General features: G+C 62.7%; 7 protein-coding genes. All 7 read right to left on the bottom strand.

Annotated elements, in window-relative coordinates:
• Positions 1 to 200: 200 nt before the first annotated feature.
• The 7 genes from VMH22_08235 to VMH22_08205 all read right to left on the bottom strand — a co-directional run bounded on the left by VMH22_08235 (position 201) and on the right by VMH22_08205 (position 9,738).
• On the bottom strand, positions 201 to 1,232 hold the full coding sequence (locus VMH22_08235; GenBank protein HTW91683.1) for a GNAT family N-acetyltransferase: 1,032 nt from the start codon (positions 1,230 to 1,232) through the stop codon (positions 201 to 203).
• An 80-nt stretch (positions 1,233 to 1,312) separates the two neighbouring features.
• Positions 1,313 to 2,395, bottom strand: coding sequence for a DUF3419 family protein (locus VMH22_08230; GenBank protein ID HTW91682.1), 1,083 nt, complete (start codon positions 2,393 to 2,395; stop codon positions 1,313 to 1,315).
• 89 nt (positions 2,396 to 2,484) lie between these two features.
• Complete coding sequence (locus VMH22_08225; GenBank protein HTW91681.1) at positions 2,485 to 3,111, bottom strand: hypothetical protein; 627 nt, start codon at positions 3,109 to 3,111, stop codon at positions 2,485 to 2,487.
• Between the two features lie 221 nt (positions 3,112 to 3,332).
• Positions 3,333 to 3,698: a VOC family protein gene (locus VMH22_08220; protein HTW91680.1), complete on the bottom strand. Its 366-nt coding sequence runs from the start codon at positions 3,696 to 3,698 to the stop codon at positions 3,333 to 3,335.
• An 11-nt stretch (positions 3,699 to 3,709) separates the two neighbouring features.
• Positions 3,710 to 7,021 (bottom strand): alpha-mannosidase, encoded by a 3,312-nt coding sequence (locus VMH22_08215; protein ID HTW91679.1) that lies wholly within the window; start codon positions 7,019 to 7,021, stop codon positions 3,710 to 3,712.
• Positions 7,022 to 7,185: 164 nt separating this feature from the next.
• Positions 7,186 to 7,839: a DUF1697 domain-containing protein gene (locus tag VMH22_08210; protein HTW91678.1), complete on the bottom strand. Its 654-nt coding sequence runs from the start codon at positions 7,837 to 7,839 to the stop codon at positions 7,186 to 7,188.
• 1,092 nt (positions 7,840 to 8,931) lie between these two features.
• A complete protein-coding gene (locus tag VMH22_08205) occupies positions 8,932 to 9,738 on the bottom strand; it encodes a phosphatase PAP2 family protein (protein HTW91677.1) in 807 nt (268 codons plus the stop codon).
• Positions 9,739 to 9,744: the final 6 nt, after the last annotated feature.

The following is a 9,744-nucleotide window of genomic DNA, read 5'->3' as shown; positions in this document are numbered from 1 at the left end:
GCAAGTGGGGGTAACCCACTGGTGAGACTGATTGAACTGCCGACCGAGCGAAAAGGAGCCGCCGACTCAGATCGAGTCAGCGGCAGCAGACAACTCAAACGAAAGCGAGACAGCTAACGCACAGCTTGACTGCCATACCTGCCTTTGTGGTGGACTGCTGTGTCGGATTCTGGGATGAAAAAGTGCGTGTCCGCCGCGTACTAGATGTCTCGGATATCGAGGTAGAATCGGCGCATGGCGGGCAGGGAACGGCCGTTCGCTGTCGCGAAGAGCAGATAGCGGAGTTGACGTGCGAAGGACAAGGGCACGTCGTGCCTTACGGCCGCGGCCCACTCGTCGCCGGCCAGCAAGGGAATGTGGAGAAAATCGATGCCCTGGTCACGGGCCCTGGCCGAAACGAACCGGATGAGGTCGGCGACCTGCATCGGATTGCGGCCATGGACATCGGTGAGGTACCAAGACCTGATCTGCTCGCCCACACGCGGAATGTGGGGATGAGGAAGGCCACGCAGGAGTCGGGAATCGAGCATGCGGCCGGCAAGCATGCCCCCGGGCGGCAATGCCTCGACCACCTCGGCGAAGATGCCCTCATTGCTCCAGACCGTGCATCCGGCATCGTCAAGGACCCAGCTCGCAACGTGGCCGCCGGTGCTACCGCCGACAAGCGGGTTAGTGTAGAAGTCGAACGGCGGAACAGTGGCGAGCAGGCGTTCATGCACCTCGGCCATGCTTGCTGCCCGGGCCTCGCTGCGGCTCGGGCGGCGCGCATAGGTCGGATATGCTAGAAAATGGCAGGATGACGCGGGGGTCCGGGCGCGGAACCAGGCCATGGCCCGGGCCTCCCGGTTGTCATCGATTGTGTAGCCATAGCCGAAGTCCGAGCGTGCGTCGCCGAACCTGGTTATTTCACGCGCCAGTCGCCACGCGACGCCCAGTCGCCGGTATTCGGGATGGACGCGCAGGTCAAAGTAGAACGCCGCTCGACGTGGCTCTCCATACAACCGGACGTCCTTGAAGGCGACCCCGACCACACCAACTACCGCCCCTTCCAGTCGGGCGACAATCAGCTTGTGGTCGGCGAAGTTCTCGGCGCGCCGGTGAAACGTGCTGCGTCGGAAGCTGAGCCGGCGGCTCTTCCCCTGCGGAGCGGAGCGCTCCAACGCCATGCATGGCTCATTGTCGGCCGCCGGGCTGTAATCCTCTATCAGCACCCGGTCGCTACGACCGGCCATCGCTCTCCGGAAATGCCGAATAGTGAATCGAGAAGGGTGAAGGACAGGCTCGGGTTTTCCCGCTCCCTGTTCTCAATTGTCTATTGCCCCGCGACCTCGGCAATGATGAACTCGTAGCCGATTGACCGGTCCTCAGCCGCCAGGCGCTTTTCGAGTGCCGGTTCTCGTGCCAGGCGCGAAGTCAGTTCGGGTGGGACCTCGTAGCGCGTGAGGAACTGCCTCAGGACAAAGCGGCCACCGGGTACGGCCGATTCCACAACCGCGTGAATCAGGTCGGAGAACTCGCTGGTATTCATGTAGGAACAAACGTCCGAGAGCGAGTACCGGTCGAAGCGCGGAGCGTCAGGAGACTTGAGGTACGCGACGACTTCGGCGTCGACTATCTCGAGGTTTCTCAGCCGGGGCTGGATTCGGGCGATGCCGTCGGCGCGCAGGTGGGGCGGCAGGTCGCTCTCCGGCAGGCGGCCGGTAAGAGCCAGCGAAAGCATGAAGTTGTCCTTGGCCACATGGCGGTTCAGGCCGGCCAGCATCGTGCGATAGAGCATGACTCGCGGGGGCTCGGCAGTATTGGTGTAATAGGCCGGGTCGGCGCCGGTCAACCGAAGGACCAACGGATTCAGCGCCAGCCGGGAGACACTCCGCCATGTCCGCGTATCCCACTTCGTCTGGACGAACGCCCGCTGGCGTTCGATATCGTCAAAAGCAAAAAGCTCCTGGACTGTCTTGCCGCGAAATCGGCGAATCATGCGCGCCTGCTGCTGGAAGCGCTGCTCGAAGCGGCCCTGGTAGAGCACACCCCGGGCGATCTTCTTCCGGTGGGCGGTCCAAAAGGCCCGCGTGGCCTCAGGCAGATGCAGGCAGACGAGACGGTTGAGCCGTTCTGCCGCCGGGCGGTCGTGGAGACCGACAAAGCCCATCGCGTCTTCTACCGAAAGCTCCTGCAGCGCCGCGATGAGCAGCCGTAGCAAGTGGTTCTGGGCAGGGGCGAAATCAATCGCCGTGAGGCGAACATCCTCGGCCGCCAGAAGCGCGAGCGGCCGGACACCGCTCCCTGTCGGGCATAATACGCGGTCGCCCGGTCGCAGTTTCAGCCCCTCGACCTCGGTCCGCCAGTCCTCGTTCACTGAGGTGTAGTTCAAGTGTCGAGCGTACGACTGATTCACGGCGACTCCGGACTGCCGGAGACCGTCGCGGCTTGGCGTCCGGGAAGAGCGGACTCCCTCTCGAAGAACCGTCCGCTGCTCACGGTAGGTTAATGCGCAAGGTAGACGGCCGCGCAGACGCTCGGCTCCACGCTGCCGTACTGCGACCAGTCCAGCTTCCGTTCCGCTGCCGAGTTCTCCTCTATGACGTCGTGATACCAGCCCTGATCCGGGACCTCCATCTCGAGGCAGGCCGTGATGCACCGCGACAGGCGGAGCTTCAGCCCGGCCGGAACACCAACGGTGACGCCGGTCCGCACAACCCTCTGGAAGGGCAGGTCGGTGACGTTGACGTTCCAGTAGCGGACCCAGTCGAATGTGGCCCCGACGCCGGCATAGGCGGTCACCGCATCCTTCACTATCGGCACGGAAGCGAAGAGCGCGACCCGTGCGTCGAGCGCGAACAAGTTCACCGCCGGGGTCGTGCCGTCATCGGCCTTCCACTTGTCGGTGCTCGTGAATCCGCCGGGCCGGAAATTGACGCTGAACACCTTGGACAACGGAACATCTGCCAACAGGTCAAAAGCCCCGCCTCGCACTGCGCCGGGATAGCCATAGTAACCAGCGGGCCAGAGAGTCGCGGCTCGGGTGCCGAGGTCGGCCCCAAACTCTACCGCACCGGCGTTTCCGCAGAGCACCACCAGGACCAGGAAGCCGACCGCGACACATCTTCTCATTGTACTACCTCCATCGCGGCCGCGTCCGGCCGCCGTTTCCGCCGATCTGCAAACTCGTATGCTGTCGGTAGGCATCACTCTCTCACCCGCACCACTGACGTCCGCATAAACAACGCAACTCTCAACCCCGTCCCTTTTGTTCCCTCCCCCTTGAGGGGGAGGGAAGGGTGAGGGTGACGCAGGCTGCCCATTACTTAGGCGAACGTCAGTACCAGTCTGGCCTACTTGGCCGACGGGTCGTCCTGCATCAGACCAAACATGTTCCCGTCCGGAGCTTGGACTGCGGCGTACCATCCTATTCCGGGAATCGGGCCACGGGGCTGCACGAGCTTCGCGCCGGCCGCTACCGCCCTGGCGATAGCCGCGTCGAGGTCAGTAGCGTCGAGGGTAAGCACGACCTGGTCCACAGGCTTACCGCGTCCGATGCCGCCGTCGATACCGGGCTTTGACCGGTCGCCAGTTCCCACCAGCCAGTACTCCATCGGGCCATCCCATTTCACTGCGTTCCAGCCGAAGGCGTTGGTGCAGAACTCAACCAGCTTCTCCGGCTGTTCGGACATCAGGTCGAAGTGTATAACGCGGGGCATAATTCCTCCATTCAGTGCTGTATTGATTGGTCCATCCTGCGAGTGCTGTCAGCCGGCATGAGGCGGATGGTCTTGATCTCGAAGGGCCGGAACGCGAGTTCGAGCCTGCCGCCGGTGACCGTCAGTTCTTCGACGTTGTGTTCCAGCAGGTCGGTAACGAATGCCCGGCTGAACGGCATGCGCAGGGTCAGCGCTGTCCTAGCCGGCTGGCCGAACGCCTCATACAGCCGGAGCACGAGCGAGTCGTCGTCCTCGGCCCGCTTGACCACCTCGATAATCACGTTGGGTAAGCTCGTCTCGAACCGGCTCATCTTCGCGGGCAGCGGTCCGTCGTGTTGCCCGCTGGCAATCGACCGCAGCGGCACGTTGAGGGAATAGGCTTCCCCAATAACCCAGCCCCGCCGGAAATCCCCTCGATGCGGGAAGAGCGCGTACGTGAACTCATGCTCTCCCAAGTCCGCCTCCGGGTCCGGGCTCTTGGGTGAGCGCAGCAGGTTCAGGTCCAGCACGTTGCCCAGAACCTTGTGCCCGTACTTGCAGTCGTTGAGCAGGGCTACGCCGTAGTCCGGCCCGGACAGGTCGGCCCACTTGTGAGCCACCACCTCGAACCGGGCCTCATCCCACGATGTGTTCCGGTGCGTCGGACGCTGGACGTGGCCGTACTGAATCTCGAATGTCGCCTGTGCGGCATGCACGGTCACGGGGAATGACGTCCGCAGCATCTTGCGCTCTTCGTGCCAGTCGACCCGGGTCATGAATTCCAGGCGCCGGCTGTCACGCGCGAGGCGGACTTCCTGCACCAGCTTCGACTTCTCGCTGATGCGCCATTCCTGCACGAGCGACGCTCGCACCGGTCCCTTTTCGCCGACGCGCGCCGACAAGAGCTCCGCCTCGACCGGCGGCTTCTCTTCGTAGAAGACGTCAACGTCCCATGCTTCCCATGCCGCCGGAACATCCTCGTAAAGGGCAAGCACGTTTGCCCGCTCGCCCGCCGGGATTACCTCCCGCTCCTCGACCTTGTCATAGATCCGGACCAAGTGCCCGTGCTGGTCGAACTCTGCCCTGAGCTGCTCATTCTCCAGCAGGTTCTCGGTTACTTCGAGGGGACTGGCTCCAGTTTCCGCCGAGGAAACTGGTGCCTGTACCCGACCGGCCACCGGCGTGACGAATAACACGCAGTGGCCCATCGAGGGTGCGGTCGCCTTCACCAACACCTTCCCATCCTCAACCTGAACCGGCATGGCATTGCCATCCGAGTCCTTAACCGCGACCTCACTCTCCCCCGCCTCAAGCGGTATGGTCACGACGTCGCTCCGCTGCCACGATAGGCTGTTGGCGACGACTACCGGCCGGCCGTTCCCGCGCGTCGTCGCCTGCAAAGCAAGCTCGGCCTCGCCACGGGCAATCGCCTTTTCTGCAAAGCTGACAATCTCGGCATAGTCCCGGGCGCTGTCGCGATAGACCCAGCCGATGGACGAGCCCGGAATGATGTCGTGGAACTGATTCGTGAGCACCAGCTTCCAGATGCGGTCCAGTTCCTCGCGCGGGTACTGAGCGCGGGACATGACCGGCGACGGGACATGACCCAGGTCCATTCCACCCTCACCCCTTCCCTCTCCCTCTGGGAGAGGGCGAGGGTGAGGGAAATTGGAATCGTGTGCCAAGCCGGTTACCGCCAGCAGGTATTCGGCCTCACGCAGCAGCAACTCGGCCCGGCGATTGGACCGCTTGTTCCGCGCCTGCGATGTCAACGTGCCCCGGTGCAGCTCGAAATATAGCTCGCCGCGCCAGACCGGCAGATCGGCAATCCCAGCTTCGGCCTTCGGGAAGAAGTCGGAAGCGAACTCCTGGGTTACGCGCGGCAACTCCTCGCAGTCCCGAGTCCGCGCGGCCAGCTCCAACTGGTGCCGCGACGGTCCGCCGCCGCCGTCGCCGAACCCGAACAGGTAGAGCCAGCGGTCGGCCCGGTCCTTCTCGGTGAAATTCTGAACGGACTTGATCAACTCCTTCGGCTCAAAGTCGCCGCAGTAGGTATCGCTCGGCGGGAAATGGGTGAAGACGCTCGTACCGTCAATCCCCTCCCACCGGAAGGTGTTATGCGGGAAGCGGTTGAACTGGTTCCACGAGAGCTTCTGGGTCGTGAAGTACTTCACCCCGGCCAGCTTGAGAATCTGGGGCAGCGTCGCCGAGTAGCCGAACACGTCCGGCAGCCAGAGATTCTCCACGTCGACGCCGAACTCGGACTGGAAGAATCGTTTTCCATGCAGCAGTTGGCGAACCAGCGACTCGCCGCTCGGGATGTTGCAGTCGGCCTCAACCCACATACCGCCCTGAACCTCCCAGCGCCCGGACTTCACCGCAGCCTTGACCCGTTCATACAGGCCCGGATAGTGCTCCTTGGTGAATGCATAGAGCTGGGCCTGGCTGGCGCCGAACTTGTATTCCGGATACTCCTCCATGTAGCGCAGCGCCGAAGAAAAGGTCCGCCCCGTCTTGCGCACGGTCTCGCGCAGGGGCCAGAGCCAAGCCACGTCGATGTGCGCGTGCCCGATTGCGCTCACCTGTTGCGCCGAGGCATTGGCGCGCTTTGCCAACGGGACGGCCAAAGCGGCCCGTGCCGCCGCCACCTCAGACCGGCTCCCGGCCCCGTAGCGGTTCACCGCCTCGTTCAGCGAGTAGCGGATTCGGGCCCGGCGCGGATGATCCTCAGGCAGAGCGGTCGCCAGCCCGTTCAGGAAATAGAAATCGTGATAGAAGTCCCAGACATCACGCCGGAGCAGCACCAGACAGGCCTCCTTTAGAAGGCAGTCAGGCATGTGGCCGAACAGATGATTGGCGGCAGCCTCCACCAGGAACTCAACTTGTCTTCCCTCCTCTCTCCTCTCTCCTCCCTCCTCACTATTCGCTCTTGTTGGCACCAGGGCTTTGCGCTCCAGTCCATCGCCCGAGGTCAGGCCGCACACCGGTTGTCCCTGCGCGTCAAACACACAAGCTTCGCTGCCCGTGTCAATCAGGCCCCAGACCTCGGCGAATGGCGATTGGCGAATGGCGATTGGCGATTGGGTGTCTATCTGTGGTTTCTGACCCCATTCCGCCGGTATCTCACCGGAGAACCGGAACCACGCCGATTCCCAGTTCCCGCCCCAGCGGCTACCGACTGCAATCGGCCGCCACTGCCGCTGCCCGAGCTCAGCGAAAGGAATCGGGTCGGCATCGTGGGTGAACGATGCCGCCAGTGGAACCTTAGCCGCGTAGAAATCTCGGCTGTGTTCCTTCAGAAACCGGCGGATGCGCTGCTCAGTCAGCTTCGGATGATTCAGCATCAACGTGCTCCTTTCAACCTGGCCGGGCAGTTCTCAAGTTGCACGGCGCTATCCTATGGTTCGGCGGCGCGAAGTCAAGCGCTCACCCGCTCGGCCAAACTCACCATCCGATCCCGCCGCGCGTGGCGGCCGTCATCAGGCGGCGTGACAGTCCATGGTGCGCCTCACTTCGGCCAGCGTTCCCGCCTACCATGCGCGCTCTGAATCCTCTTGACCGTGTTCCAGTTGCGTGTCGTTGCCATTCGGCCAAACTGCCGGTCGAGCGTCTTCATCAGATCGGTCGTGCCATGGCCGTGGGAGAGCACCACGACGCTCGCAATCTCACCGGCCGATACACGGACCATGCGGATGTTCCCTCTCGGTGACCGGTCCGGCTGCACGACCTCGGCAGGAGCGCCTTCGGCGAGGAACGTGATGTAGAGCTGCGCGCGGGCAGGGAAACTCGCATCTCCGAATGGATTGGAGTCGAGTAGCCGTCCGATCTCCTCAAGCGTGCGCAGGACCACCGTCGCGTCGAACCCGAACGCTCGCTTGAGTCCTGCCGTGATTCGCGCCACCAGTCTCTTGCGGCTCGACGACGGCGCCTCGAACAGCACGTTGCCGCTGGCGAGCACGGTCCGCACGTTCTTCAGTCCGAGTCCGGCGAACGTCGCTTCGAGCTCAGCCATCTTGACAGGTTTGTGTCCGCCGACGTTCACTCCACGCAAGAACGCCACGTATGTGAGTGATTTCGGGGACACGGTGCTCATCTCGGCTCGCCGAGGCGGCTGGCCGCCAGCCGCAAGCTGTCGGCCGTCATCATCGTCTCGACCAGCCACGTTGGATCGGTCGACTCATACAACGTTCATCGTTGGCCGACTTCACAAACTGGTGACTGGAACCTGGAAACTGATCACTCGCGGCCACCGGCCGCGCCGCGCCTTGCCACCGGCATCAAATCGGCTGCCTGTCCATGGATCTTCATCTGAACTGGGATGGCAGGAGAGGGTGGAGGCGAAACGGAGGCCCTCTCCTGCCCTTGGGCGAACCATTGGAGTAAGAGAACGATGCGTTACAGACTGGTCTAGCTTCCGTCCCAGTCATGTGATGCTAGCACCCCTGCGTGAAGCCCGTATAAGCAACCGGTTAGAATTCTGCTGCGTGATTTCCGGCCGAACGCGTCTCTTCTCCGCCGACGCATCCATACCGAGAGCAGCTCGTAGATAGACCGGCTGGGCTTCAGCTGTTCCAGAGTCAGTTCCGTCATGAATCAGCAGTCCTTTCTCGGCTCGCGGGTGACAAATCTGCTCACAGTACTTAGATACGTAGGTGCCAAGTGCGGGCGTCCCGCCGGGCCTTCCCGCGAGACTGCACTCAAAGTCTGCTTACCTGTGGGGAGGAGTCAAGGGGAACGGCATGGGCGAAACCGGGAACGGAGTTCCACGAAGCAGCGAAGAACGACTCGTGCCCAGCGTTCATAGCACGCTGAGTTGCCCGTCACCATCACGGAACTTACCAGCGGAAGCCGGGTCCCGGCCGGAGAGTGCCCACCAGTGGCGTTCGGAACCAGAGTCTCCGGGGTCAAGAAGAAGCTCGAATTGCGCAGAGTCAGCCGGTCAGGAACATGTTCCCCGCTCGTTAGAGGCAGGGCAGGAGAGAGCGTATGGCGTAACGCTACTCTCCTGCCCTTTTGTGCCTGGTAAGGCAGAGAGGCTTTCAGCTAGGCGACATAGGAACCGTGTCACCATCCTTCCGCGTTATCGTAACGCCGCGGTGCAAAGCCAGTATAAGGACTACATCAGGATGGCGCTTTCTGTGTACTGACGGACCGGGGAGTACGGGAGATGAACCCTCTCTGCCAACGCTTCGCCCGGAGACCAGGTGACGGCTCTGACGAAAACCGGGAGGCATCTCACGTACCCGAGCTGTGTTCAATTCCTTAGCTTGAGGATTTCTTCTCGCGCTGCGATCAGGTCGGCCTGAAAACCGCTGCTTGCCGTCAATGCCCCGACCTCCAGCATGGCGAGCAGACGCCCGCCTTCGAGATCGACCGGATAGTGGACGCCGGCTTCCACCCGGTGGCGCGCGATCTCCTCCGCGCGTGCACGCAAAGCGGCAAGCTTGTCGGGAAAGAGCAGGCCGAGCACTTCGGCCAGTACGCGCGCCTCGGAAGTATGCCCGCTGGGATAAGCGTCGCTGGTTGTTGAATCCACCAGGAGCCTTACACGAGGATTAGCAAGATAGGGCCTCCGCGTATGCCAGTACTTCTTGGCCGTATCGACCACCACTTCCGACGTACGCTCGATGCGATCGAGAAGAGCGGAGGTCTTCGGCAGCCGTTCGCGGTCGAACGAAGTGCCAAGCGTATCCGTCATCAACTCCACTCGGAATTTCTGTTCGTTCCGGATCGCCGAAATCTCGGCCGGCGAGAGAGAGATCTGCCCCGCAACTACCAATTCGATCTGCGCCTTCCAGGCCTCGCTCCCCTCCGTTGGCGGCGGGGGCAGAAGTTGAGGCGACAGCGAGTGCGGCTCAAACCAAGGCCGCTCGACCCCGGCGGCCCAGGTCACTTGAGGCGCGACCGCCATCCAGAGTGCCGCGACTGCGACCGCGATCAGGCGGGTGAGGGAAAATGCGGTGCCCGTCCAGGTCGGCGGAGTCATTGACTTCGTTGACCATCTCATATCCATTGATTTCTCCTCCGCGAGCGCTGCCTTTCGCAGCCCTGAATTGGTCATTTCCGT

The sequence above is a fragment of the bacterium genome, from assembly GCA_035505375.1.
Classification (GTDB): Bacteria; Hydrothermota; Tepidihabitantia; order Tepidihabitantales; family Tepidihabitantaceae; genus UBA2258.
This window is presented reverse-complemented; position numbering and strand designations above follow the sequence as displayed.

Bases quoted from the DNA above. Each gene is read 5' to 3' on its own strand.
- VMH22_08235 (HTW91683.1), bottom strand. From the start codon at position 1,232: ATGGCCGGTCGTAGCGACCGGGTGCTGATAGAGGATTACAGCCCGGCG.
- VMH22_08225 (HTW91681.1), bottom strand. From the start codon at position 3,111: ATGAGAAGATGTGTCGCGGTCGGCTTCCTGGTCCTGGTGGTGCTCTGC.
- VMH22_08220 (HTW91680.1), bottom strand. From the start codon at position 3,698: ATGCCCCGCGTTATACACTTCGACCTGATGTCCGAACAGCCGGAGAAG.
- VMH22_08215 (HTW91679.1), bottom strand. From the start codon at position 7,021: ATGCTGAATCATCCGAAGCTGACTGAGCAGCGCATCCGCCGGTTTCTG.
- VMH22_08205 (HTW91677.1), bottom strand. From the start codon at position 9,738: ATGACCAATTCAGGGCTGCGAAAGGCAGCGCTCGCGGAGGAGAAATCA.